The sequence below is a fragment of the Gramella jeungdoensis genome (genome assembly GCF_023805255.1).
In the GTDB taxonomy this organism is placed as follows: Bacteria; Bacteroidota; Bacteroidia; order Flavobacteriales; family Flavobacteriaceae; genus Christiangramia; species Christiangramia jeungdoensis.
Window position 1 is genome coordinate 664,575 of the sequence record NZ_JAMSCK010000001.1, and the last position, 25,529, is coordinate 690,103.

Below are 25,529 nucleotides of genomic sequence, written 5' to 3' on the forward strand. Positions count from 1 at the left end.
AAATCGAATACCTTTGTGAAGATACCAAAAAATACAGGAATGAATGAAGAAATAAGGGCGCTGGAGCCCAAAGTCTTATGGAATAAATTTGCAGATCTTAATGCGGTTCCGCGGCCATCGAAAAAAGAGGAGCGGATTATAGAATTCATAAAAAACTTTGGAAATAATCTTGGTCTGAAAACCCAGGTAGATGAAGTGGGAAATGTGGTGATAAAAAAGCCTGCGACCAAAGGAATGGAGAACAGGAAAAAAATCATTTTACAGGCTCACCTGGATATGGTTCATCAAAAGAACAATGATACCGAATTCGATTTTGATAATCAGGGTATCGAGATGTATGTTGATGGAGACTGGGTGAGGGCCAAAGGCACCACTCTTGGAGCCGATAATGGTCTTGGCGTTGCAACCATGATGGCGATCCTTGAAAGTGATTCTATTGAACATCCGGAGCTGGAAGCTCTTTTTACAATAGACGAGGAGACGGGGATGACTGGTGCTAAAGGACTAAGCCCGGAAATACTTGAAGGAGATATTCTGCTTAATCTGGATACCGAAGAAGATGATGAGATAGGGATTGGGTGTGCCGGTGGTGTAGACATCACTGCAACCAAATCTTATGAAGAAGAGAAAATGCCTGAAAGTTACCGTTCTTATTCCGTAAAGGTAAAGGGACTTATGGGGGGGCATTCCGGAATGGATATTATCAAAGGTCTTGGTAATGCCAATAAACTTATGAACCGCTTATTGGTTAATACCGCCGAAGATTTCAAATTGAGAATATCGGAAATCGATGGTGGCGGATTAAGAAATGCTATTCCTCGTGAGAGTGAAGCTATTATTGCACTTCCCGAAACCGAGGAAGAAAGTTTTAAAAAGGAATTTGAAAGCAGGGTAAGAGATATAAAAAGTGAATACGCTTCTCTGGAGCCAAATCTTTCTATAGAACTTAACAAGATAGCTTCTCAAACTAAGGTGATGGATCTTAACTCACAACGCGAGATAGTACTTGCGATTGCTGGTGCTCATAATGGTGTTTACAGGATGAGTCCTGAAATCGAAGGTCTCGTAGAGGCATCAAACAATATCGCCAATGTCACTCTTAAGGATGGGGAAGTACATATTAAATGTTTAACCAGAAGTTCAGTGGATTCTACTAAAGATGATCTTGCGAATTCCATAAGATCGGTATTTGAACTCGCCGGGTTCAAAGTAGAATTATCGGGTGAATATCCTGGCTGGGCACCAAACAGCGATTCAGCCATCCTGAAAACTCTTGATGAGATCTATCAGCGAATGAATGGAGAAAAAGCTCATATTGCCGCCTGCCATGCGGGGCTTGAGTGCGGTATCATTGGAAGCCATTATCCCGGGATGGATATGATTTCCTTTGGTCCTACCATCAAAGGAGCGCATTCTCCCGATGAGAGAGCCAGTATAAAATCGGCGCAGAAATACTGGGATTTCTTGCTTGAAGTACTGAAGAATATTCCTGAGAATTAATCGTTTTTACCTATTTAAACCCTGAGCTTGTTTCAGGGAGGGAAAATAAAAAGCCCCGTGCAAGTGCACGGGGCTTTTTTAGTATTCTCAAAAATTGCTTATTCAGCAATTCCGGTAATTTCCATTATAAATATCAGATCGGTGTTTGGAGGAATAACTCCACCGGCACCTCTTTCTCCATATCCAAGATGACTTGGGATCCAGATAACGGCCTTGTCGCCAACCTGCATCTGCTGTAGTCCCTCTTTAAATCCAGGGATCATTGGGGCATCAGGTCCGTATTGCATTGGCATTGCACCATAACCTCCCTGAGCAGCTCTTTGTTCATTATAAATACCTGCTTCTTTTGCTACTTCTTCCTTATTCGTGTCGAAAAGGGTTCCGTCAGCAAAATATCCTTCGTAGATTACATTTACTTTCTGGCCGTTCTTCGGCTTTTCACCATCACCTTTATTCTCGAAATAGACCTTTAATCCGCTTTCCAGTGAATCAGCTTTTTCTTCAAGGGAAGCAAATTCTTTAGATTTTTCGGCTTTTATTTCTGCCATTTTTTCGGCCTGGGCTTCTTTTTCGGCTTCCATTTCAGCAAGCTGACCTTCAAAAACCTTTGGCGCGTCAAAATTCTTGGCGGCTTTTCCTTTTCGAATGATGTTCACCTCGTTCATTACAATATCCTTGGTAGGACGGTCACGCGGTCCTGTCTCAACTTTTCCTATGGCTTCAACCACATCAAGTCCTTTTACAACCTTGCCAAATACCGTATGTCTTGGGTCCAGCTGCTGAACCGGCGCAAGAGTGATAAAGAACTGGCTTCCGTTAGTGCCCGGACCTGCATTGGCCATAGAAAGGATACCTTTCTCATCATGGCTTAAGGTGTCTACAAATTCATCCGGGAACTTGTAACCAGGGCCACCGCTTCCCGTTCCAGTTGGGTCACCACCCTGGATCACGAATCCGTCTATCACTCTGTGAAAGATAAGCCCGTCATAATATTTTTTATCCTTATAGGTGCTGTCAACAATTTTGCTATTACCCTCGGCAAGAGATACAAAGCTGGCCACCGTCATTGGGGTTTCTTCAAAATATAGTTCGGCAACTATTGGTCCCATCGAAGTTTTGAATTCTACGTACATCCCGTCTTCCAGTTCAGGGTATTCCTCATTACATGAGAACAGGGATAGTGCAATTGTTAACAGTAAAAAGATACTTTTAGTTTTCATTGTTGGTTTCGTTATTTATTTCTTCTTTTTTGATACTGTGCAATGTAACTTTAGCTGTAATAGGGACATTGCTTCCTATTTTATTTTTATCGCCATAATAACCAAAGGCTTTATGAGATGGGAATAGAAAAGTTACCGTTTCACCTTCTTTCATAAGTTTGAGTCCCTGCCTGAGGCCGGTGAATAATTTCTCTTTGTCTATCGCATATTCGCGTGTAGCTTTCTCTCCCTCGCCATAAATCGGGTCGCCTTCTATGGTGGAAATTGAATAATCAAAAACTACAACATCACCAAATTCGGGAGTTCTGTTATTCAGACTATCAGTCGACTTTTTATTATAATAATACCAGAAACCATCGGCCGAGGTGAGATATTCCGTATCTGGATTCTTTCCCATCACCTGTTTGATGTAGTCTTCTTCTTCGGCGATCATCTCTTTGTTCCTTTCAACAGATTCATCGATATAAGAACCGCTGTTCTGTGACACAGGATACCTGGCTTCGGGTGATTTACATGCCGAAAAGAACAAAAACAATAATATTATTGATGCTATCTTCATTTTGTGAGCTCTTCCTTGTATTCGGGTAAGATACGGTTGAATTTTACGATAGTGTCATTCAATGACAGATCACTTCTTCCCCCCGCTGCATTTATATGTCCACCGCCATCAAAATGAGCCCTCGCGAATTTATTCACATCAAAATCTCCTTTAGACCTGAAAGAGATTTTCACCATATCTTCATTTTCCTTTTCTATAAAAATCACCGCGAAAATTATACCTTCCAGAGAAAGTCCGTAATTCACAAAACCTTCGGTATCTCCCTTTTTAAAGTTATGCTGGTCCAACTCTTCCTGTGAAAGGCTAATATATGCGGTTCTCAGATCCTTGTTCACTCTCAGATTCTTAAGAGCGGTTCCCAGTAACTGTAGTTTATTTTGTGAATTGGTATCGAAAATATTGTTGTGTATCTGGTCGTTCTTCGCGCCTTTATCAATTAGATCGGCAATCACCCTGTGGGTGTCACTAGAGGTGGAGGCGAATCGAAAAGATCCTGTATCGGTCATTATCCCGGTGTAGAGACAGGTCGCTATTTGCGGAGTGATCTTCTTACCAGCCCTTAATTTATCGATGAATCTATATACCATCTCACAGGTCGAGCTCATTTTAGCATCACTGTAAGTATAGTCGGCATAATCTGAAGGTTCCTGATGATGGTCTATCATCACAAAAACAGCTTCTGAAGTCATAAGTGAATCCTGCATAAGTCCGCATCGGGACAAATGATTAAAATCCAGGGTGAACACTACGTCGGCCTCGCTAATAAGTTTATCGGCTTTTTCTTTTTCAGATTCATAGATGATCACCTCTTCATTGCCGGGAAGCCATTTCAAAAAATGGGGATAATCGTTGGGGGATATTACATGTACCGTATGACCTTTATCTTTAAGAAAATGATAAAGCCCAAGGGAAGATCCCATCGCATCTCCATCGGGACCTTTATGGGGCACTATTACTATATTTTCGGCCGTATCAAGTTCGGCGGTAATTTCCAGTATTCTTGTATCTATCATATTCGGGGCTAAATATACAATTTAATAGGACTTCAGGAATACCACATGCTTTAAAATTATTGGTGGCGGTTAAGTGTGTATGTAGAATTGACGCCTAATTCTTTCAATTCTAATGCCTGGTAGACGCTTAAGCCAACATAAAAGTCTAAAGACCTTGTTTATGGGAAGGAATTATTTATTTTTGCACCAAATTTAAAAACCATACAATGGCAGGAAACAGAACATTCACCATGATTAAGCCTGATGCAGTTGAAGACGGGCACATTGGTGCAATACTAGAACAGATCACAGCTTCAGGATTCAGAATTGTGGCAATGAAGCTTACTCAAATGACTCAGAGAGACGCAGAGACGTTTTATGCGATCCATAAAGAACGTCCATTCTTTGGTGAACTGGTTGAATTCATGACACGTGGACCTATTGTTGCGGCTATTCTTGAAAAAGATAATGCAGTAGAAGACTTTAGAACCCTTATTGGAGCTACAAATCCAGAGGATGCTGCTGAAGGAACTATCAGAAAGAAATATGCCAAGAACGTAGGGGAGAATGCCGTTCACGGAAGTGACAGCGATGAGAATGCTGCTATTGAAGGAGCTTTCCATTTTGCAGGAAGAGAAATGTTCTAAGAAGATATTTCAGAAAATTATACAAAAGCCGGTTTTTAAAATCCGGCTTTTCTTATGCTCTTTTTGGAATGCCCAGAAAGACTTCAGGGTGGCTGCAGGCAATTAAGCTGGCCGCCAGGGAAACCGAATTGATGTCAAGATGTTCTTTCCAGGTTGGTGATTTCTGATTTTCGGGATCCAGCCAGAAATTTTCAATCTCATTGGCAAGAAGCTCATAACATTGCATTTGAGCATTTGAAATACTTTGAATCCCGAGTTTTTCTTTCATTCCTTTAAGGATTCTTATACCCAGAGAAAGGCCACATTCCCTGAAAGCAAGCCTTTGACCGGCCCCTGCTTTTAGGTCTTGTTTCTGGTAATCATTAAGGCTGTTAATGCTTTCCTGGAGAAGGGATTCTGCATTGAGATCAACTGGAGCGTCTTCTTTTTCCAGTATTATAGCCCTGATACTATCTGTTAAAAGACCTCCAATCGCCAGCGGATCTGATGTTGTCCATGTTTGTTGGCTACATATACTTTCGAAGGATCTTAGCATATAATTGAACTGTGAGGTTCTGTCAGGAAATCTTCTAAGAATATTTACGGTACAAATAAGGCCTTCAAGAGGATCATGAGCTCCCATACCTGACACCAGGGGGCGGGAGAGTCCCGTGTCCATTTTCCAGTACATTTTTGGGTCCTGGGTTCCATTAACAATAAATGCGGAGGTTGCGGCAAGTAGTTCTGCCGCCCATCGGGCATACTGGTCATTTTCAGTTTCTGTATCTGCTTGTAACAGGCCGTTTATCCATTTAGTAAGATAATGAAAATACTGGCCATCCCTTTCCCATTCCAGGCGTTGGTCAAGAGCTTCATCTTCTTTTCTTTCCGGAAGTCTTTTTCCAATTCTAAGTCCCCCAACTGTGGGATGAAATTCAGCTTTTTCATCTGTAAGGCCACTGATCCAGCCTTTTCTTTTGTCATCCGGATGATATTTACCTAAATGCTCATGCACAAGTTCGATAAGCTGATAAGCCTTTTCATGGTATTGATTGCTCCCTGTGATGTGGAATAATCCGAAAAGGCAATTTAAGGCGAAAGCATCCGTCCATAAATAACGTTGGCCCGGATCTCCCTTTCCCTGGACAAGTGCTGTCCTTTCAGCAAATTTGCGAATTAATTCTTCCGCTTCTTTTGTCTTTATTTCAATTACCTCGGTTTTCATAACAGAATTCCTATTTTTCAGCTTCTCCCTTCATGGGAACAAAACTCACGAGTATCAGGCTTTCTTCACTAAAGTCTTCCTCGCTTTTCCTTGTAATAAGTATAAGTCGCTGGTTAAACATTCCCACCGGGGCCATTAGCCTGCCGCCAATTTTAAGTTGTTGTTTCAACGGAAAGGGAATAAAAGGGGGAGCGGCGGTAAGCATGATACCATCAAAGGGAGCTATTTCAGGCCAGCCTTCATAACCATCGCCTTGTTTTATGCTTACATTCTTTACACTGGCCTTTTTCAAATTTGCTGAAGCGGTTTCAGCCAGCCATTCAATGATCTCTATACTGTAAACATGTTTTGCCAGCTGGGCCAGAACGGCTGCATTATATCCACAACCGGTTCCGATCTCAAGAACAATATCTTCCGGCGTAATATCAAGGGCTTCGGCCATATACGCAACAATATATGGCTGACTAATGGTTTGTCCCTGTCCAATGGGCAATGGTCCATCGTCATATGTATGTGGTTTGACATCTTCAGGAATAAACAAAGACCGGTCTACTTTCCACATCGCATCCAGCACCTTGGGATCTTTTATCCCACGGCCCTTCAGGTGATTCTCCATCATTTCTTCCTTGGTGCTGTACATGATCTTAAATCAAAGGGAGTAATCTTTAAATTTAAGAAATCTTTATTCTATTTGGAAGATAATCAGTTGGTTATGTGTATTGTGTGTAAGTAAGAAATGAATTTTTGTTAGAAAGCTGACGGTCAGAATAACGCTATTCCATAAAGTTAGTCTGCTATCTTAGTACAAGTTTAGTTATGATTTCTTCTCCCATTTCCTCATTCAGTATTCTGATGATCTTTTCCTTTCCATAGCTTAGCTCCTCTCGTAGAACAGAGGAGCTTAACTGAACATACAGAACTTCATTTTTCAATTTTATTCCGGTGGTATATTTTTCTATGGCAGGCCCCATCTGGCCGTTCCAAACATCCCTGATCTTGACCTGATTAAGGCCTTTTTCCAGTTTATTTTCGTCTACGAAGCTCTTCAGCAGGTCGCTGAGCTTCATTTCTTCATTCTTTCTCTTTTTCATCATTTTCGGTTAAGATGGGCGTGTATTTTCGGTAATGGTAGATCTTCTCATCCTTGTTTTTAACAACCAGTTCCTCACCATTGGCTTTGAGTACTTCCTCTTTCCAGTTATCAAAAGGAGTCGAATAGTGAAGAATCAGCTTATTATTCTCAATTGAGGCTGTTATTTTTTCGGCAGTATTAGTCTCAATATATCCGCCTCCGAATTTAGGTTGTAATTTCTTTCGGAATCCTGTAGAGTCTTTGATCTCGATATAATCGATGTATTGACTCATTCCATACTCCATCACCGAATCCTTCTCCAGTTCAACCTTTCTGATCTCCCAGTAACCATTGAGATTTTCCAGTTGAGCGATTGGGTCATTCTTTCCACAAGAAAGAAGCATTATAACGGATAATAGGATGAGGATTCTTTTCACAACTTGAAGATTTTATATGACTGATTACTGTTTTTTACCACTTTTTCGGTTCTGTCGGCATGGGTGTCGCTTAGGAATATCTGCCCAAGTTCGTTGGTGGCTACCAGCGCAACGATATGTGCCACCCTGTTTTCATCCAGTTTGTCAAAGATATCATCCAGCAATAAGATAGGATTAACCTCACTTATTTGCTTAATAAAATCAAATTGAGCTAATTTCAGGGCGATCAAAAAAGATTTTTGCTGTCCCTGGGAGCCAAACTTCTTAATAGGGTGTTCTTCTATTTCAAAACTTAAGTCATCCTTATGTGTCCCAACTGAAGTATACTGCAGGGCCATATCTTTCTGAAGGTTTTCTTCAAGCAATGTAGAAAGCGAATTATCAAAAAGCTGACTCTTATAATTAATATGTACCTCTTCTTTATTATTGGTAATATCAGAGTATCTTTTATTGAAAATGGGGATGAAATTCTTTAAGAATTCTTTTCTTTTTTCAAACAATTCCTGGCCCAGGCTGCTCATTTGCAAATTATAAACCTCCAGGGTATCACTTTCAAAAGTGTTGTTGGCTGCAAAATATTTTAAAAGGGAATTGCGCTGAGACACCAGTTTGGTATACTGCAGTAGTTTTTCGAGATATATATGGTCGCTCTGGGAGATAACCCCGTCCATGAACTTTCGGCGGGTTTCAGAACCTTCCAGGATTAGGTCCCTGTCTGCCGGCGAAATGATCACTGTAGGAATAAAACCAATATGGTCACTTACTTTATCGTAGGCCTTGTTATTTCTTTTAATGATCTTTTTCTGGCCCTTTTTGGCACTCACCAGGATCTTTTCTGATTTCTCATTTTTAATGAACTCACCATCGACCACAAAAAAATCAGAATCGTGATTTATATTCTGTGAGGTTACCGGGTTGAAATAGCTTTTTCCAAAGGAAAGGTGATAAATACTGTCTAAAACATTCGTTTTACCTACCCCGTTATTTCCAACCAGGCAGTTGATCTTTTCATCAAAATCAAATTCAGCTGTCTTCAGGTTCTTATAATTAAGCAGACTAAGATTTTTTAAATGCATAAATCGCTGTGTTTCAGCTGAAAATTATTATTCTGTTTAAAGCAGGATTGAGCTCCAAAAGGACCCGAAATTATTGAAAAAATACAAATAATTTCCCTTTTAATTTTCACAAAAAATTATATTTTTGCCACGCATTAACAATTTTTTATGGCAACGTATAAGAAAAGAGGATACAAGCCTTCCAATAAGGAAGAGCGAAAGAAATCGGCAGAGGAAGAATCTACAACTGCAGAGGTTTTTAACACTTTAGATGAGAGTGCAAGTAAAACCGAAACCTGGGTAGCCGATAATCAAAAGTATATCTACATTATAGTGGGAGTCGCTATTGTTGCTGTATTGGGATATTTAGGTTATAACCGCTTTATCTATGAGCCTAAGCAGACTGAAGCTGCTAATGAAATGGCACAGGCTCAGGATTATATGTCTTCAGCTTTAAGAGCAAGCGGAGCACAAAGTGATTCTTTATATAATCTTGCCCTTAACGGGGGAGAAGGCAAATATGGATTTCTGGATATTATCGAGAACTATGGTGGGACCGATGCTGCTAACCTGGCACATTATAATGCCGGATTCGCTTATCTAAGAACCGGAAAATATCAGGAAGCCATTGAGCAACTTGAGGATTTTAATAGTGACGATGAGATTTTCGCTGCCCTTGCAACCGGAGGAATTGGTGATGCTTTCATGCAGCTGGATCAGCCGGAAGAAGCTTTAGGTTACTATGAAAAAGCTGCTGAAATGAGATCTAACTCATTCACTACTCCAAGATTTTTATTAAAAGCGGCCATCACGGCTATTAAACTGGGAGACGCAGATACTGCAGAGGAATATTTACTTCAGATAGAAGATGAATATTCTGATTCTCCTGAAGCCGAGAAGGTACCGATTTACCTCGGGCAGGCTCGTGCTATGAAATAAAAGATTATGGCTACAGAAGGTAAAGACCTTTCACAATACGATAAAGACAAGATCCCAAACGCGAAAGACTTTCGGTTTGGGATTGTTGTTTCAGAGTGGAATGATGAGATCACCGAAGGGCTCTTCCAGGGAGCTTTCGATGCTTTTATAGAAAATGGCGTCCAAAAGGAAAACATCGTGAGATGGAATGTCCCCGGAAGTTTTGAACTTATCTACGGCTGCAAGAAAATGCAGGAAAGCTTTGACATGCTTGATGCTATTATTGCCGTAGGTAGTGTGATACAAGGTGAGACCAAGCATTTCGATTTTGTTTGTGAGGGGGTTACCCAGGGAATCAAAGATCTGAACGTACAAAACGATATTCCTGTAATATTTTGTGTGCTTACCGATAATAATATAGAGCAGTCCAGAGCCCGAAGTGGTGGTAAACATGGAAACAAGGGTACCGAAGCGGCTATCGCCGCCATCAAAATGGCACAGCTTAGAAAGGATGCTAAATTCTACAAAGGCTAAACTTCATTTTTCACAGCCTTTCAAAACGGCATTGTTATTGTTTCTTTATTAACACTCCAGGACTTCGGAATTTTGAAGCATTTTGAGTAAATTTGGATCAGCAAACAGTCTACAGTTTTGAAAATCAGTTTTAACAAAATCAGGAAAAACGCCAGGTATAACTATACCCCTCGTTATTATAAGGGGAAGGATACCGGGAATATCTATGATTTTGATTCCAAATTCAATAAATACAAGGAAGCCACTAATGCGATAGATTTTGGTTCCCACTGGGCTCAGGCTCGCAAGGATAGCCGTACCAGGGGAAACCGAAGCATTAATAGGCGTGTTATTTATATCATTATAATCTTACTTTTCATTTGCCTGTGGATTTTAGATTTTGATTTGTCCATTTTCTCGAACCCCCGTTAAATGAGTAACGTAATTCAATTGTTGCCCGATCATGTTGCCAACCAGATCGCTGCGGGTGAAGTGGTGCAACGTCCGGCCTCTGTAATAAAAGAACTTCTCGAAAATTCAATAGACGCAAAAGCTAGCCGTATCCAGGTGGTTATCAAGGATGCCGGTAAAACTCTTATTCAGGTAGTTGATGATGGTGTTGGAATGGGACTTACCGATGCCCGGATGAGTTTTGAACGCCATGCGACCTCCAAGATAAAGCTTGCCGATGATCTTTTTAGCCTTAAAACTAAAGGCTTCCGCGGGGAGGCTTTGGCTTCAATAGCTGCGATCGCACATGTTGAGTTAAAGACCAAAACCGAAGAAGACGAAGTAGGTACCTGTATAAAAGTGGAAGGTAGTCAGGTGGTTTCACAGGATCCCTGCGTGACACCCAAAGGAACAAGTATTAGCGTTAAGAATCTCTTTTATAATATTCCGGCACGGCGTAATTTCCTTAAGTCAGATAATGTTGAAACCCGCCATATTATTGATGAGTTTCAGCGGGTAGCGCTTGCTCATCCCGATATCAGTTTTACATTAACCCACAACGGAAATGAGTTGTTTCAGTTGCCTCCTACTAATTTCCGCCAGCGTATAACCAATATCCTTGGAGGAAAGACCAATGAGAAACTCGTTCCGGTGGAAGAGGATACCGAAATTGTGAAAATTTCCGGTTTTGTTGGTAAGCCTGAATTCGCTAAAAAGAGCAGGGGAGAGCAGTTCTTCTTTGTAAATAACCGGTTCATCAAAAGTCCTTATCTGAATCACGCGGTGGTGGCATCGTTCGAAGGCCTTTTGAAGGAGAAAAGTTACCCTACTTATTTTCTGTACCTGGAAGTAGATCCAAAGTCTATAGATATAAACATTCATCCCACCAAGACAGAGATCAAGTTTGATGATGAGCATGCCTTATATGCTATCCTTAAAAGTGCGATCAAACACAGCCTTGGTCAGTTCAATGTAGCTCCCATGCTGGACTTCGAAAGGGATTCTGAGCTGGATACACCTTATGATTATAAGAATAAAGAGGTGAACACTCCACAGATAGAAGTAGACCGCAATTTTAACCCATTTCAGAATGAGAGCAGCTCAAAATCTCAGTTTTCGGGAGGGAGTAGTTTTAGAAGAGAGAAACCGGCAGAATGGGAAAGCCTTTATTCAGGGATGCAACAGGAAACTGAAACAGATGTTGATGTCAGGCAGATAGAATTTGAGAGTGAAGAAGTTACCGGGAATCTTTTTGGGGCCAGGGAGGAGGAGCCTGAAAAATCCACTTTTCAGCTACATAAAAAATATATAGTTTCAACACTTAAAAGTGGAATTCTTGTAATTGATCAGCACAGGGCACATACCCGTGTACTTTATGAAGAATTACTGAAAAATATAACAGTTTCGGCGGCAGTTAGTCAGCAACTTTTATTTCCTTTAAGGCTTCAATTCAACAATCATGAAATTGAAATGCTGAAGGAATTAAAGGAATCACTGGAGCAGACGGGCTTTATCTTTTCTCAGATCGATAAAGATGAGGTAGAGATCACGGGGATTCCTACCCTTATTTCAGAAAGCGAAATACAGATATTGCTTGAGCAGTTACTGGCCGATTTTGAAAAGGATGTGCCGCAGGACGGCTTTTCGCAAACCGATCTATTGGCCAAATCACTGGCTAAATCCATGGCTGTAAGATCTGGAACATTGCTGAACTCGGCCGAACAGCAACATATTGTAAACCGGTTGTTTGCGTGTAAGGAACCGGCCCTGAACCCTTTTAATAAAACAGTGTTCATAACCCTGTCGGTTGATGAACTGGATAAAAAATTTGCCTGATGGGAAGAATGACAGAGACCGTAAAGGTTCTATTGATCATAAATGTAATTTTCTTTATTGGTAGTCAGCTAATTGGTGATGTTGCATACGAGTATTTCGCGCTCTGGTTCGTGAAAAACCCCAATTTCCATTTCTGGCAAATACTTACCCACATGTTCATGCATGGTGGATTCATGCATATACTTTTTAATATGTATGCACTATGGGCTTTTGGAAGCCCAATAGAGCAAATGCTGGGTCAGAAAAGATTCTTATTTTTCTACTTTTCGGCGGGTATTGGTGCCGCCCTTCTGCATACCCTTGTTAATTACTATGCCTATCAGAAAGGATTTAACGGCTTACTGGAACTTGGCTGGACCCCGCCTGAAGTGATGAACTATATACAGGAAGCCTATGCTTCGAACAGGTTCAGGATTCCTGAAGGAATGGATGAAGGGACACTTCGTTCAATGTTACAGGCATTCTCTAACCCCGCGGTTGGAGCCTCAGGAGCAATATACGGGATACTGGTGGCGTTTGGAATGATGTTCCCAAATGTTCAGTTATTTCTTTTGTTTGTTCCCGTACCAATTAAAGCCAAATATTTTATTCCCGGATTAATTGCCTTAGATTTGTTTTCAGGCTTTACCGGTTATTCGATATTTGGTGGGTCTATCGCGCACTTTGCACACGTGGGAGGAGCCTTATTTGGCTTTATAATGATGTATTACTGGAAAAAGAATCAGTTTAATAACAATCGCTGGTACTGATGAGATCCTCAGATAAGATCAGATATAAGATACAGACCGCTACGGTCACCGAAAAGCTCATTGCGATCAATGTGCTGGTCTTTATATTGTTCTTTCTGTTCAGAACACTGGCTTACCTGTTTCAGCTGCCTTCAGATTTTTTACTGGAATGGTTCGTTTTTCCTAAAGATCCGGCGGAGTTTATCCTGAAGCCGTGGTCTATAATCACTTATTCATTTCTGCATAGTGGTATCTGGCATATTTTATCCAATATGCTGATCCTTTATTTTTCAGGGATATATTTTCTAAACTATTTTTCTCCAAAGAGATTATTGAATTATTACTTCCTGGGAGTGATAATAGGCGCTTTGGTGTATATGCTGAGCTATAATCTTTTTCCTGCTTTTCAGGGGACCGGTCGCTCATATCTGATGGGAGCTTCAGCCGGAGTTATGGCTGTTCTAATTGGTATCGCTTCTCATATTCCGAATATGAGGGTGAGACTTATGTTAATTGGCAGTATTAAATTCTGGTGGATTGCGGCATTCCTTGTGGTGATCGATATCATTCAGATCCCGATGGGCAACGCAGGCGGACACCTGGCCCACCTTGGAGGAGCGGCTTTGGGGTATCTATATACCAATCAGCTTCAAAAAGGCAACGATATTGGAAAGTGGTTTGAAAATCTAATGGATGGGATAGCCTCCCTTTTTAAGCCAAGGGAGAAAAAGGCGAAAATGAAGACCGTTCATCGTTCTGGTAAAACTACCAAATCCCCTTCAAGGCAATCAAAGACCATGGATAAGGATGACAAGCAGAAAAAGGTAGATGCCATTCTGGATAAGATCAGTAAAAGTGGTTATGATAGTCTGAGCAAGGCTGAAAAAGACTTTTTATTCCAGGCAGGAAAAGAGGATTAGATGAAGAAGCTGAGCATCTTTGACAAATTCATTTTTATACTGAATTCGCTTGCGGCAACCGCCCTTTTATTTTCTTATTTACTGCCTCATATACCTCCAAAATCATTTCCATTACTTTCTGTATTGAGCCTTGGCGTTCCGGTTCTAATTATTCTTAACACCTTCTTTTTGCTTTACTGGATACTTCGGTTGAAAAGGCAATTACTGCTATCGCTTATAGTTTTGTTACTTGGTTATAATTACGTGACCAGCTTTGTGAAATTCTCGGAGGCTGAATCTGATAATGAAAAATCTTCAGATTTCTCGATAATGAGTTATAATGTAAGGATGTTCAATGCTTATGAATGGTCCAACCGAAAGGATATTCCGGAGAAGATCACAGAATTCATCAAAGAAAAGAACCCGGATATCCTGTGCGTTCAGGAACATTATATAGGTGCGGCAGAGCTTTCTGAGCTATACCCTTATGAGTATATCAAGCTCAAGGGGAAAAATTCTGAATTCGGATCAGCGATCTTTTCTAAATTTCCTATTATTAAAAAGCATTCGGTAGATTTCCCTCATGATGGTAATAATAATGCCATTTATACTGATGTTTTAATAAATAATAAGGATACCCTCAGGGTATTCAATGTTCATTTTCAGTCCCTCAATATTAAACCGGGGATTGATGATCTTCAGAAAGAGGATTCAAAAAAACTGCTCGGCCGTATTGGTTACGGATTTTCACTTCAGCAGGAGCAGGCAGAGATGATGATGGAGGAGGTTAAAAAGTCGCCTTATCAAACTCTTATCGCCGGTGATTTCAATAATACAAGCTTCTCTTATATTTATGACCTGGTAAAGCAGGAGGGAAGGTTCAAGGATGCTTTCCTGGAAGCTGGAAGCGGGTTCGGAAAAAGTTTCAAACTCAACTACTTTCCTTTAAGGATAGATTTTTTTCTGGTGGAAGAGGATCTTAAAATAACTGAATTTCAGAAATTCGAGATCGATTATTCCGATCATTACCCCATTTTAACCAAAATAGGACTCTAGGTCCTGAGCTTCCAGATAACCTAGCGAAGCATTCCCTTCATTAAAGATGAGGTCTAGAATAGAGAGATCTGGCAGGAAACCTTTTTTGGAATCAAATACCTGGGTGTAGGGCTTGTTCTGAAAAACCTGTTTTGATTTTGCATTTACCAGACTCCTGAGGTTCGTAAGTCCTGTTGGTTCAAGGATGAATTCATCTGTCTTTTCAAATTCCCAGTCTACCTGAAGGCAATCGGCGACGAATTCCATACAGTGATAATTGAAGTCCATCAGATATTTGAATTCCTTTTCATAAAGAGGGTAAAGCTCATCTTCATAGAACTCAAAGAAAGGAGAAGTCTGGTATGAGGCTTTGAACGCTCTCCAGTGCTGAAGCTGCCAGTCGAAACTATTTTCTATCTGAACATCCTTATATTTCTGTCTGCCGTTAGTGTTCAGGCCTAAAGCAGAACTGTGTTTTATGGGAATGTTAAGTGTCAACCTTCCGTTGGCATCATAGATATACATCCGGTTACGGTAGGTCTGTTTCTGGTAATTGTCTTCATTCTCGAAAATGACCTTTTCTGCCTTTGCAAATGCTACCCATTGGCTTACAGGCCCAAAATAGGTAGGATGTAACAATACCGTTTCCATTTATTATGCTTCTCTGCGCTTTTTAAAATATCTCCATCCGAAGAAGATCACGAGCACTATAAGGAAATATGGGAGAAATGAGGTTGGTTCGCCATCACCTTTAACAGTGGTGAAGACCCTGTCCCATCTTATTTTATCAAATCCGCTGGCATTGGAATCCCAGCTCATCCAGATAAATACGGGTTTCCCCACGATATGGTTTTCCGGAACATATCCCCAGGTACGACTGTCTTCCGAATTATTTCGGTTATCACCCATCATCCAGTAATAATTCTGCTTGAAGGTATAGGAGTCTATAGGCTGACCGTTAAGAAGTACCTGAGTACCATTTACACTAAGTTTGTTGCTAATTCCCATTTCTTCGCCTTCATAGGTCTCGATGATCTCTTTATAGAAAGGCATGCTTTCAGGAGTTATATCCACTGTTTTGCCAGCCTCCGGAATATATACCGGGCCAAAGTTGTCGTTGTTCCAGTTTCGTTTCCCATCATTAGGGAAAAGCGATGGGTTCTTAACCCCGGCCGAATCTACATATCTTCTGATCGATGCTACATTGGGATGATTCTTAAAACGCTCAAAATTTTCTTCAGACAGAGCCCTGATCACAAAGAAATTATTGTTCGGGTTATAGGAATAGCCATCGGTAATATCATATAGCTTGTAAAGGCTTTGCGGATTAAAAGGCTGCCCTTTGGTGGTTCCCACATAAGAGAACTGAGGCTTGGCCCTTTCTGGTAACTCAAGCTGCTCTCCGTTGATATGAACATATCCGTCAACCACAGAAAGCGAGTCGCCGGGTACCCCAACGGCCCTCTTTACATAATTCGATTTTTTATCTACAGGTTTTTTATAATGTTTTCCTGAGCGGTCAAAGAATTTGCGAACGGTATCCACAGGCCAGTTAAAGACCACAATATCGTTACGTTCCACATTTTCAAAACCGGGAAACCTGAAATAAGGGATTTGAGGTTTATTCAGATAAGATTTTACTCCAAGTATCGGAATAGTGTCATGTACCATTGGAAAAGCTACAGCCGTTTGAGGCACTCTTGCACCATAATGAAATTTACTTACGAACAGGAAATCTCCAACCAGTAAGGTCTTTTCCAGAGAAGAAGTAGGAATGGTAAAGGGCTGCATGATATAGGTATGCACTATAGTGGCCGCTATCACCGCAAAAAGAATGGAGCTAATCCATTCTCCGGCCTCTGTTCCTGGTTTAAGGTCCCGGTCTTCTATATACGCATCTTTAGTAGCGTAGTTCACATAATAGATATAGAAACCGAGCGTGAGAATCACCAGGAAGGTTTCAGTGGTAGAGTTCCTTCCAAAACTTCTAATGGTTTCAACCCATACCACCGGGAATATAATGAGATTAACAATTGGGATGAACATTAGGACAACCCACCACCAGGGGCGGTTTATAATCTTCATTAATATTACTGCATTATAAACGGGTACGGCTGCCTCCCAGGCTTTTCTACCTGCTCTCTGATAAAGTTTCCAGGTTCCGAGAAAATGTATAACCTGAACAAACAGGAAGAATAGAAACCATTCGGTAAATGTCATATTTTATAATCTTTACAGTATAAGGCCAATTTTACCTTTAAATGTTACAATTAATTTTCAAAAAGATCGGCAAGCACATCTTTCATGGTAAAGATGCCTGTCTTGTCCTTTAAATATTCGGCTGCCACCACCGCTCCAAGGGCAAAGCCCTGTCTTGATTTAGCAGTGTGCACTATTTCTATCTTATCTATTGAAGAATCATAAGTGACGGTATGAGTGCCTGGAACATCCTCAACTCTTTTCGCGTAGATAGGAATCTCATCCTTTTCGGCATCATCAAGTTGCCAGCCGTCAACTCGTGGATTCTTGTCTATGATCTGTTCGGCCAGCGTAATTGCCGTTCCACTGGGAGCATCCAGCTTCTGAACATGATGTATCTCTTCGATCTCTACTGAATAGTCTTCCAGGCCTTTCATCATATTAGCCAGTTTCTGGTTGAGTTCAAAAAATACGTTTACACCCAGGCTAAAATTAGAAGCATAAATGAATGCCGAATTATTTTCCTCGCAGATCTTTTTAGCTTTTTCATAATCTTCCAGCCAGCCGGTGGTTCCACAAACAACTGGAATTCCGTGCTTAAAACAGGTGGTGATATTCTTAAAGGCCGCTTTTGGAACACTGAAATCGATAGCAACATCTGTTTTTGAGCTATCAAGATCATAGTTTTCAATGTCTTCTTCAACCTTTAAAACAATGCTATGTCCTCTTTTTTTTGCAATTTCCTCGATGGCCTTTCCCATCTTTCCGTAACCTAATAGTGCAATATTCATATGTAGATAACTATTGTTTTTTAATGGTCATATGCAATTCGCATATCTTTATTTGTGTTTGTATAAAATTCCAATTTATGCTCATTTCATCTTAAAAATTGAAATTTAGTGTAAGTCCGTAATTTGTTTTTCCAGATAAGGCGTCAAAATCCATATTGGGCCTTAGGCTAAGGTCTTCATCAACGTTGAATTGGCGCAAATGTGCTTCAACATTGGCATCCACAATATTTAGTATATAAACTCCAACTGTTACCAGGATGGAGATCTCTTTATTCTTTTGATAGAATTCCTGTGCACGCCTTAATCCGTCGTCAGAGATGCGTCCCTGGAACTCATCAGTTCTACCCGCCAGACGGTCTTTATAGGCATCCCGGTACCGGTCATATTGTTTATCATTTTCCAGGTAGAAGTAGATCCCGGTCGCTAGCCCCCCATAAGCAATAGGTATTTTCCAGTAACTGCCATTGTATGCCTGGCCAAGACCGGGTAGTATTGCAGAGTAAAAAGCTGCTTTTGAAGGAGCTAAAGCGTTGTAGGGTTCATAATCCTTTTCCTGTTCTTTAACGATCTTTTCGGTTTTGACCGAAAGCGTATCCTGCTGGGCATTACTTACTGAAACGGCAAGCAGAAAAAAAAAGAGGAAAAAGAGCTGATTATTCTTCACCCCGGATTAATTTTTTGATTCTTTCGAAGTCTTCTTCTGAAGAGAAAGGAATGCTAAGCTTTCCGCTTCCTTTTTTGGTCACCTTCACATCTACTTTGGTGCCGAGATATTCTGAGAATTCCTTGATCCCTTTTTTATAGGTCTTTGGAACCGAAGCCTTTTTCTTTGGTGGAGCTTCCTTTCCATTGTTGTTAAGGTCGCGTACAAGTTGCTCTGTCTCTCTAACCGAAAGTGATTTCTGAAGGATCTTCTCATAGATATCCAGCTGCTTCTGGGTATCGTCTATGTTGATAAGCGCCCTTCCGTGGCCCATGCTTAAAAAGCCATCACGCATTCCAGTCTGGATGATCGGGTCTAGCTTTAAAAGTCTCAGGTAATTGGCGATCGTAGAACGGTTTTTCCCGATTCTTTCGCTCAACTGCTCCTGGGTAAGGTTGATCTCGTCTATCAAGCGCTGATAAGATAAAGCGATCTCAATAGGGTCAAGATCCTGACGCTGGATATTTTCTACCAGGGCCATTTCCAGAGATTCCTGGTCGTTGGCTATTCTGATGTATGCCGGAATGGTTTCCAGTCCTACCAGTTTGGAGGCTCTGAAACGCCTTTCTCCCGAAACAAGCTGGTATTTATTAAAATCAAGCTTTCTTACCGTGATAGGCTGAATAACGCCGAGTTCACGAATCGAAGAAGCTAACTCCTTTAAAGATTCTTCGTTAAAGCTTGTCCTTGGCTGGAATGGATTGACTTCAATGGAAGACATCTCCAGTTCCACAATATGGCCAACCAGTTTGTCGGCATTCTTATCTTCTGCAGATTTTATATCATTATCCGGATCTTTCAGCAATGCTGAAAGTCCTCTCCCCAACGCTTGTTTTCTGGTAGCCTTCGCCATTTTTACTAGTTTTTCTTGATAATTTCATTTGCCAGACTCAGATAATTGCTGGCTCCTTTGCTTGAAGCATCATAATTAATAATGCTTTCTCCATAACTCGGCGCCTCACTTAAACGCACATTTCGCTGGATGATTGTTTCAAAGACCATCTCATCAAAATGTTTCTTAACCTCTTCAACCACCTGGTTTGAAAGTCTTAACCTTGAGTCGTACATGGTTAATAGCAGGCCTTCTATATCCAGTTTGTTGTTATGGATCTTCTGTACACTTTTAATGGTATTCAATAACTTGCCCAGACCTTCAAGAGCAAAGTATTCGCACTGTATCGGGATAATAACAGAGTCTGAAGCCGTAAGAGCATTCAGCGTTAAAAGTCCCAGGGAAGGGGCGCAGTCTATGAGTATAAAATCATAAAGATCACGCAATGGCTCTATTGCTTTCTTAAGCATGGACTCCCTTTTTTCCTGATCTACGAGTTCTATTTCGATCGCGACGAGATCAATATGAGCAGGGATAATGTCCAGGTTAGGCGAACTGGTCTTCTGGATTGCATCTTCAGCTTTTATGGAATGTTCTAAAAGCTGATAAGTGCCATTTTCAACTTCTTCAACATCTATTCCCAGGCCCGAGGTAGCATTGGCCTGAGGATCGGCGTCAATCAATAATATCTTTTTTTCCAGAACCCCTAATGAAGCAGCCAGGTTCACAGATGTGGTGGTTTTACCCACGCCTCCCTTCTGGTTGGCAATAGCAATGATTTTACCCATTAAATGTGTATGATTTTTGAAAGGTAAAAATACAATTTATTATATGTTTAGAAAATGAAATTGTTAACAGCTTCTAAAGAAAAAACCCGGTCAAAACCTAATAAAACCGGGCTTTTCTCTGATTTTTAGATTTTTTTCAGGATTTTTTGTTGAAAACTGAAGAATGAAAGGGCGCTATTTATTCTTTTTTGCCTTGATCATATTCTCCAGCATATCCCACATTTCTTCAGGAACTGCTTCCAGTAAATTGAACTGTCCGGCACCTTTTAACCATTCTCCTCCATCTATGGTAATTACTTCACCGTTAACGTAGGCTGAAAAATCTGAAACCAGGTAAGCAGCCAGATTTGCCAGTTCCTGGTGATCTCCAACGCGTTTTAGCGGTACCTTTTTAGCAAGATCGAATTTCTCTTTGAGATCTCCCGGTAAAAGCCTGTCCCACGCACCTTTAGTAGGGAAGGGTCCGGGAGCGATCGCGTTGGACCTTATTCCGTATTTTGCCCATTCGACTGCGAGGGATCTGGTCATGGCTAAAACCCCTGCTTTAGCTGTGGCGCTTGGCACCACATATGCTGAACCTGTCCAGGCATAGGTAGTCACAATATTTAAAATCGTCTTGTTTTCTTCTTTTTTGTCAATCCAGTGTTTCCCCAGAGCAAGTGTACAGTTCTTGCTTCCTTTTAGCACGATATCAATGATAGTATCAAAAGCATTGGCGCTAAGTCTTTCGGTAGGAGAGATAAAGTTCCCGGCGGCATTGTTCAGCAGGATGTCTACAGAGCCAAACTCATCGATCACCGCATCACGCATAGCTTCTACCTGATCATAATGTCTTACATCACATTGAACGGCGAAACATTTTCCTCCGGTCTCGTTTTCCAGTTCTTTTGCTGTATTCTGAAGTTTCTCCAGGTTTCTGGAAGTAATGGCGACATTAGCACCGAGTTCCAGAAAATAACTGGTCATCGATTTTCCGAGTCCGCTACCTCCTCCGGTAACGATGATGTTCTTCCCTTCAAGAGCATCGTCCCGAAGCATTTTTTTCTTTAGATCCATATTTTCAATATTCCGCCAATTTAAGCTGAAAGCTCTAAGCAATAAGCCTTAAGCTGTTTGGTTTATCGTTAATAATCTTCCGTTTCTAATCTGGGTCTCTTTTCTCTTCTCTATTTTCTAATGAATTCAAAATTCAGCATTCAAAATTCAAAATAAACCACTTCAATCACCTGCAACTGAGACTGCCCACTGGATTATTCGTCAATCAAAATTTCCAGCAATTGAATAGCCGCATCACTTATCTTGGTTCCAGGACCAAATACCGCAACCGCTCCTGCATCAAATAGGAACTGATAATCCTGTGAAGGGATCACCCCACCAACGATCACCATAATGTCTTCTCTGCCTAGTTTCTTTAATTCCTCAATTACCTGTGGAACTAGCGTTTTATGTCCTGCAGCCAGGGAAGAAACTCCCAGGATATGGACGTCATTTTCAACGGCTTGTTGGGCAGCTTCGGCCGGAGTCTGGAAAAGTGGACCTATATCCACATCGAATCCAAGATCGGCATATCCTGTTGCCACAACTTTTGCACCACGATCGTGACCATCCTGTCCCATTTTGGCTACCATAATTCTTGGTCTTCGGCCATCCATTTCGGCGAATTTATCTGCAAGCTCTCTTGCTTTATTAAATGAGCTATTATCTTTCATTTCTTTTGAATATACTCCGCTAAAGGATTGAATTTTTGCCTTGTATCTGCCGTACACGTCTTCCAAAGCATCGCTTATTTCACCCAGACTTGCTCTTTCCCTGGCGGCTTCGACAGCCAGCGCCAGCAAATTAGCATTTTCTTCTTTAGCAGCCTTTCTTAAGTTTTCGAGTGCCTGTTGAACTTTCTCTTCGTTCCTTTCAGCCCGGATCTTTTCAAGCCTTGAAATCTGCTGTTTTCTTACGGTCTGGTTATCTACCTCAAGAGTAACGAGCTCATCTTCTTTTTCCAGGCGATATTTATTCACACCTACGATCACATCGGTCTCGCTATCTATTCTTGCCTGTTTCCTCGCTGCGGCCTCTTCAATTCTCATTTTCGGAATTCCGGCCTCAATAGCTTTGGTCATTCCGCCAAGCTCTTCAACTTCTTCAATCAGTTTCCAGGCTTTTTCAGCGATCTGTTCCGTTAGTTTTTCCACGTAAAAACTTCCTGCCCATGGATCGACAGTTTTGGTGATATTGGTTTCCTGCTGAAGGTATAACTGTGTGTTTCTGGCGATTCTTGCTGAAAAATCGGTTGGCAACGCAATAGCTTCATCGAGCGCATTCGTATGCAGACTCTGAGTTCCACCGAAAGCCGCTGCTGCCGCTTCAATACAGGTTCTTGCTACATTATTAAAAGGATCCTGTTCCGTTAAACTCCACCCGCTGGTTTGTGAATGTGTTCTAAGAGATAATGACTTTGGATTTTTGGGATTGAACTGCTTGACGAGTTTTGCCCATAATATTCTCCCTGCTCTCATTTTAGCGATCTCCATAAAGTGATTCATCCCGATGGCCCAGAAAAATGAGAGTCTCGGGGCAAAACTATCAATATCCATTCCTGCTTCCAGACCTTTCCTAATGTATTCCAGTCCGTCTGCAAGTGTATAAGCCAGCTCTATATCACAGGTAGCACCAGCTTCCTGCATGTGGTATCCAGAGATACTAATACTATTGAACTTCGGCATATTTTGAGAAGTATACTCAAAGATGTCTGAAATGATCTTCATAGAAGGAGTGGGAGGGTAGATGTAAGTATTTCGCACCATGAATTCCTTTAGAATATCATTCTGAATAGTTCCTGAAAGTTGTTCAGGTTTTACACCCTGTTCTTCGGCTGCCACTATATAAAAAGCCATGATTGGTAGCACGGCCCCGTTCATGGTCATTGAAACAGACATCTTATCCAGCGGGATCTGGTCGAACAATATTTTCATATCTTCAACCGAATCTATAGCAACACCCGCTTTACCAACATCTCCAACTACCCGGTCATGGTCTGAATCATAACCACGATGCGTAGGAAGATCAAAGGCTACAGAAAGGCCTTTCTGGCCGGCAGCCAGGTTCCTCCTGTAAAAAGCATTGCTTTCTTCGGCAGTTGAAAACCCTGCATACTGGCGGATGGTCCACGGCCTGCTAACATACATGGTGCTGTATGGTCCACGTAAATAGGGTGGGATGCCGGCAGCGAAATTCAAGTGCTCAGCATCTGAAATATCTGCCTTCGAGTATGAGTTTTTGATCTCTATTTCCTCGGGTGTGGTAAAAGTCTCCTTTTTGGCGTCAGGTACCCGGGTTACCAGGCCCTTATCATCAAGCTTAATATTTTGAAGATCTTTGCGTTGCATAAATCTTAATTTTATTGGGTTGGCTGGCTTTGTTTTTCTTCTTCAAGTCGCTTCATCTCAGACTCTTCACTCAGCCTTCTTTCAAGTATTGGTTCAATAAGGGTCTTTCTGGGATTTTTCTTCAGGAATGGATACAATTCTATATCATCTTTCATCCTGTCCTGGGGATTCTCATATTTATTCGTCCCGATAAGCACCAGGTCTCCATTATCGAATTTTTCCTGTTCTTCTGCGGCACTTTCCTTAATCTTTCTTTGAATCACACCTGCTTTTAGTTCTTTCAGGAACCCACCGCCTTTTTCGATCTCTTTAAAGATTTCAAGAGCCTGTTCAGCCAGTTGCCTGGTTATAGTTTCTATATAATATGTGCCTTCAGCCACATTGCCTACTTTATCCAGGTAACTCTCATTTCTCATGATGAGAAGCTGGTTCCTGGCTATACGGTCTCCAAATTCATTGTCCTTATGATAGATAGCATCGTAAGGCATGTTACAAATGGCATTGGCACCACCCAGAATGGCACTCATACTCTCGGTAGTGGTGCGTAACATATTCACATTAAAATCATAAAGCGTTTTGGTTCTTCTGGTGGGTTGTGCCAGTACATGACATTCTGTATTGAAGCCAAATTCTTTAGCGATAGTGGTATTTAGCCACCGCAGGGCCCTGAGCTTTGAGATCTCGAAAAAATAATCTGAGCCTGCCGCGACCTGAAACTGAAATCTAAAGTTTTTCTTTTCCTCTTCTGAAAGGATCTCTGAAAAATGGTTCAGGTATTCGCTAAGTTGTGCCATAGAATAGGCAAGCTGCTGAGTAATATTCGCCCCGGCATTCTGGTATAGTGAAAGATTGATACTTATTGTAGATTCGAAATTTCTTGAATTCTGAACGATCTGTTCTAATTGGGCGTGATCAGATTTCAGGTTATCGAACCAGTTCCCGGTCCTGGCCAGTTTTCCTATGATATCTGTTTGTAGATATACTTTATAAGGTTTTCCCTTAAGGAAATCGTTAAGCTTTTTCACGTATTCCGCATCGAGGAAATGAAGCTCCATGTAGATATCTATATCCTCCTGAAGATTATTCAATAGTTCTTCGAAAACGATTTCTTTAGAAGGCAAAATAAACCATATAGCTTCGGTACCTCGCCGAAGTTTTTCATGAGCCTTTTTGTTAGCTTCCGCGGCTGAAGTTACATATACTTTTTCACAGATATGCCAATGAGCAGGATTAGAGACTTTCAGCGTTTCTTCAACATCTTCTGCCGAATAGAAAGGTTTTATATCAATGCCGTGAAGCGTCTTGGTAACCAGCTTTTCGTTATAGTCGGCACCCTTAAGATCGGCCTGGATCTTTTGTTTCCATTGTTTTGCAGAAACTTCTTGAAATTCCTGAAATAACAATTGTTTCATTATCTAATTGATTTTGATTGGAAAGTATCGCGAAAAGATCAATCTACGGTATCGTATTCTATGATGTAAATATCTTCATCAGGTCGCTTCATATAATATTTCTGCCTGGCGAACTTCTCAAGTTCCACAGAATCCTGAAGCTTTTCTATTACCGCTTTATCTTTCGCAATTTCGTTTTGATAATATTCTTTATTGTCCTGCAGCTCCTGTATTTCCTGATCCAATTCATGATGTATAAACCAGGAATTAGTATCGAGGAAGATCATCCACCCCGCAAAAACGAGACTTATCAACACATATTTATTGCTGATAAACCTGAACCAGGGCTTTTTACGCAGGTCTTTAAATTTCATAGG

27 protein-coding genes are annotated in these 25,529 nt (G+C 41.1%); 9 read left to right on the top strand and 18 right to left on the bottom strand.

Going from position 1 to position 25,529, the window contains the following annotated elements; genetic code table 11:
• The first annotated feature begins 39 nt into the window (after positions 1–39).
• Positions 40–1,500, top strand: a complete 1,461-nt coding sequence (locus tag NE848_RS03090; RefSeq protein ID WP_252110741.1) for an aminoacyl-histidine dipeptidase — start codon at positions 40–42, stop codon at positions 1,498–1,500.
• 98 nt (positions 1,501–1,598) lie between these two features.
• Here NE848_RS03090 and NE848_RS03095 read toward each other — a convergent pair whose 3' ends face one another.
• From NE848_RS03095 to NE848_RS03105, 3 genes are read right to left on the bottom strand one after another with little or no spacing between them, the layout of a single operon-like run.
• Positions 1,599–2,720, bottom strand: a complete 1,122-nt coding sequence (locus tag NE848_RS03095; RefSeq protein WP_252110742.1) for a peptidylprolyl isomerase — start codon at positions 2,718–2,720, stop codon at positions 1,599–1,601.
• A complete protein-coding gene (gene gldI / locus NE848_RS03100; RefSeq protein WP_252110743.1) occupies positions 2,710–3,279 on the bottom strand; it encodes a gliding motility-associated peptidyl-prolyl isomerase GldI in 570 nt (189 codons plus the stop codon). The genes NE848_RS03095 and gldI overlap by 11 nt, the downstream gene beginning before the upstream one ends.
• Complete coding sequence (locus tag NE848_RS03105; protein ID WP_252110744.1) at positions 3,276–4,292, bottom strand: DHH family phosphoesterase; 1,017 nt, start codon at positions 4,290–4,292, stop codon at positions 3,276–3,278. Before NE848_RS03105 ends, gldI begins: the two co-directional genes overlap by 4 nt.
• A gap of 206 nt (positions 4,293–4,498) precedes the next feature.
• Here NE848_RS03105 and NE848_RS03110 point away from each other — a divergent pair, with 206 nt between their 5' ends.
• Positions 4,499–4,918, top strand: a complete 420-nt coding sequence (locus NE848_RS03110) for a nucleoside-diphosphate kinase (RefSeq protein WP_252110745.1) — start codon at positions 4,499–4,501, stop codon at positions 4,916–4,918.
• 52 nt (positions 4,919–4,970) lie between these two features.
• On the opposite strand, the gene NE848_RS03115 is transcribed toward NE848_RS03110, so the two are convergent.
• From NE848_RS03115 to recF, 5 genes are all read right to left on the bottom strand, one after another.
• Positions 4,971–6,122 (bottom strand): hypothetical protein, encoded by a 1,152-nt coding sequence (locus NE848_RS03115; protein ID WP_252110746.1) that lies wholly within the window; start codon positions 6,120–6,122, stop codon positions 4,971–4,973.
• Positions 6,123–6,132: 10 nt separating this feature from the next.
• On the bottom strand, positions 6,133–6,762 hold the full coding sequence (locus NE848_RS03120; protein ID WP_252110747.1) for a protein-L-isoaspartate(D-aspartate) O-methyltransferase: 630 nt from the start codon (positions 6,760–6,762) through the stop codon (positions 6,133–6,135).
• A gap of 154 nt (positions 6,763–6,916) precedes the next feature.
• Positions 6,917–7,213, bottom strand: a complete 297-nt coding sequence (locus tag NE848_RS03125; RefSeq protein ID WP_252110748.1) for a DciA family protein — start codon at positions 7,211–7,213, stop codon at positions 6,917–6,919.
• On the bottom strand, positions 7,194–7,631 hold the full coding sequence (locus NE848_RS03130) for a lipocalin-like domain-containing protein (protein WP_252110749.1): 438 nt from the start codon (positions 7,629–7,631) through the stop codon (positions 7,194–7,196). Before NE848_RS03130 ends, NE848_RS03125 begins: the two co-directional genes overlap by 20 nt.
• Positions 7,628–8,707 (bottom strand): DNA replication/repair protein RecF, encoded by a 1,080-nt coding sequence (recF, locus tag NE848_RS03135; protein ID WP_252110750.1) that lies wholly within the window; start codon positions 8,705–8,707, stop codon positions 7,628–7,630. Before recF ends, NE848_RS03130 begins: the two co-directional genes overlap by 4 nt.
• 147 nt (positions 8,708–8,854) lie before the next feature.
• On the opposite strand from recF, the gene NE848_RS03140 reads away from it, so the two are divergent.
• The 7 genes from NE848_RS03140 (at position 8,855) to NE848_RS03170 (ending at position 15,086) form a co-directional block, all read left to right on the top strand.
• Positions 8,855–9,625: a tetratricopeptide repeat protein gene (locus NE848_RS03140; RefSeq protein ID WP_252110751.1), complete on the top strand. Its 771-nt coding sequence runs from the start codon at positions 8,855–8,857 to the stop codon at positions 9,623–9,625.
• 6 nt (positions 9,626–9,631) lie between these two features.
• The gene (ribH, locus tag NE848_RS03145) at positions 9,632–10,138 is read left to right on the top strand and encodes a 6,7-dimethyl-8-ribityllumazine synthase (RefSeq protein ID WP_252110752.1); all 507 of its coding nucleotides are present in this window, start codon (positions 9,632–9,634) and stop codon (positions 10,136–10,138) included.
• 117 nt (positions 10,139–10,255) lie between these two features.
• Positions 10,256–10,549: a hypothetical protein gene (locus NE848_RS03150; RefSeq protein WP_252110753.1), complete on the top strand. Its 294-nt coding sequence runs from the start codon at positions 10,256–10,258 to the stop codon at positions 10,547–10,549.
• On the top strand, positions 10,550–12,403 hold the full coding sequence (mutL, locus tag NE848_RS03155; RefSeq protein WP_252110754.1) for a DNA mismatch repair endonuclease MutL: 1,854 nt from the start codon (positions 10,550–10,552) through the stop codon (positions 12,401–12,403). It begins immediately after the preceding gene.
• The gene (locus NE848_RS03160; protein WP_252110755.1) at positions 12,403–13,152 is read left to right on the top strand and encodes a rhomboid family intramembrane serine protease; all 750 of its coding nucleotides are present in this window, start codon (positions 12,403–12,405) and stop codon (positions 13,150–13,152) included. The genes mutL and NE848_RS03160 overlap by 1 nt, the downstream gene beginning before the upstream one ends.
• The gene (locus NE848_RS03165; RefSeq protein ID WP_252110756.1) at positions 13,152–14,051 is read left to right on the top strand and encodes a rhomboid family intramembrane serine protease; all 900 of its coding nucleotides are present in this window, start codon (positions 13,152–13,154) and stop codon (positions 14,049–14,051) included. Before NE848_RS03160 ends, NE848_RS03165 begins: the two co-directional genes overlap by 1 nt.
• Entirely contained in the window at positions 14,052–15,086 is a 1,035-nt protein-coding gene (locus tag NE848_RS03170; protein ID WP_252110757.1) for an endonuclease/exonuclease/phosphatase family protein, read from the top strand.
• On the opposite strand, the gene NE848_RS03175 is transcribed toward NE848_RS03170, so the two are convergent.
• From NE848_RS03175 to NE848_RS03220, 10 genes are all read right to left on the bottom strand, one after another.
• A complete protein-coding gene (locus NE848_RS03175; RefSeq protein ID WP_252110758.1) occupies positions 15,066–15,716 on the bottom strand; it encodes a WbqC family protein in 651 nt (216 codons plus the stop codon). The genes NE848_RS03170 and NE848_RS03175 overlap by 21 nt on opposite strands.
• 3 nt (positions 15,717–15,719) lie before the next feature.
• Positions 15,720–17,285 carry a signal peptidase I gene (gene lepB, locus NE848_RS03180; RefSeq protein ID WP_252110759.1) on the bottom strand — a complete coding sequence of 522 codons (1,566 nt, stop codon included), beginning with the start codon at positions 17,283–17,285 and terminating at the stop codon, positions 15,720–15,722.
• 50 nt (positions 17,286–17,335) lie between these two features.
• Complete coding sequence (gene dapB / locus NE848_RS03185; protein ID WP_252110760.1) at positions 17,336–18,055, bottom strand: 4-hydroxy-tetrahydrodipicolinate reductase; 720 nt, start codon at positions 18,053–18,055, stop codon at positions 17,336–17,338.
• 91 nt (positions 18,056–18,146) lie between these two features.
• On the bottom strand, positions 18,147–18,719 hold the full coding sequence (locus NE848_RS03190) for a DUF5683 domain-containing protein (protein ID WP_252110761.1): 573 nt from the start codon (positions 18,717–18,719) through the stop codon (positions 18,147–18,149).
• Complete coding sequence (locus tag NE848_RS03195) at positions 18,709–19,611, bottom strand: ParB/RepB/Spo0J family partition protein (RefSeq protein WP_252110762.1); 903 nt, start codon at positions 19,609–19,611, stop codon at positions 18,709–18,711. Before NE848_RS03195 ends, NE848_RS03190 begins: the two co-directional genes overlap by 11 nt.
• A gap of 5 nt (positions 19,612–19,616) precedes the next feature.
• Positions 19,617–20,378: a ParA family protein gene (locus NE848_RS03200; protein WP_252110763.1), complete on the bottom strand. Its 762-nt coding sequence runs from the start codon at positions 20,376–20,378 to the stop codon at positions 19,617–19,619.
• A gap of 174 nt (positions 20,379–20,552) precedes the next feature.
• The gene (locus NE848_RS03205) at positions 20,553–21,434 is read right to left on the bottom strand and encodes an SDR family oxidoreductase (protein ID WP_252110764.1); all 882 of its coding nucleotides are present in this window, start codon (positions 21,432–21,434) and stop codon (positions 20,553–20,555) included.
• A 194-nt stretch (positions 21,435–21,628) separates the two neighbouring features.
• Positions 21,629–23,761 carry a methylmalonyl-CoA mutase gene (scpA, locus tag NE848_RS03210; RefSeq protein WP_252110765.1) on the bottom strand — a complete coding sequence of 711 codons (2,133 nt, stop codon included), beginning with the start codon at positions 23,759–23,761 and terminating at the stop codon, positions 21,629–21,631.
• Between the two features lie 11 nt (positions 23,762–23,772).
• Entirely contained in the window at positions 23,773–25,173 is a 1,401-nt protein-coding gene (locus tag NE848_RS03215) for a methylmalonyl-CoA mutase subunit beta (protein ID WP_252110766.1), read from the bottom strand.
• 38 nt (positions 25,174–25,211) lie between these two features.
• A complete protein-coding gene (locus NE848_RS03220; protein ID WP_252110767.1) occupies positions 25,212–25,526 on the bottom strand; it encodes an FtsB family cell division protein in 315 nt (104 codons plus the stop codon).
• Between the last annotated feature and the right edge of the window lie 3 nt (positions 25,527–25,529).